This is a genomic window from Cellulomonas sp. P4_A2, from assembly GCF_056402515.1.
Window position 1 is genome coordinate 1 of the sequence record NZ_JBFUHG010000122.1, and the last position, 439, is coordinate 439.

1 protein-coding gene is annotated in these 439 nt (G+C 74.5%); it reads right to left on the reverse strand.

Annotation, left to right across the window (positions count from 1 at the left end; all coding sequences use genetic code 11):
- Positions 1 to 39: 39 nt before the first annotated feature.
- On the reverse strand, positions 40 to 439 hold a 400-nt coding region (locus AC1DUE_RS20380), incomplete at its 5' end, for a DUF4097 family beta strand repeat-containing protein (protein WP_477041222.1).

The following is a 439-nucleotide window of genomic DNA, read 5'->3' on the forward strand; positions in this document are numbered from 1 at the left end:
GCCGCGTCGAGACGACGCGGCGGGCGGACCGGTGTGCGGTCAGTTGCTGCTGGCCGCGATGTCGCCGTAGGCCGTCGTCGCGCGGATGGCCAGCTCGGCGTCGCCCGTGTTCTTCAGCGAGTTCTGGATCCGGCCGTAGGACGTGCCGGCGTCCAGGGACGCGGAGACGCCCGCGGCGGCGCCGACCGTGACGTCGCCGGCCTGGGTGCTCAGGACGACGGAGCCGCGGACGGCCTCGGCGATCCTGATCGAGCCCTTGCCGGTGCTGATGTTGGCGGGACCACCGAGGCGGCCCACCGTCACGTCGCCGGTGAGGGTGGTCAGCTTCACGCTGGCGGCCTCGTCGAGCTTGACGACGCCCTCGGCGCCCTCGAACGTGACGTCGCCCAGGCGGCCGACGCCCCGCAGCTCGGCGCTCGCGGCCTTGGCCTCGACGCGG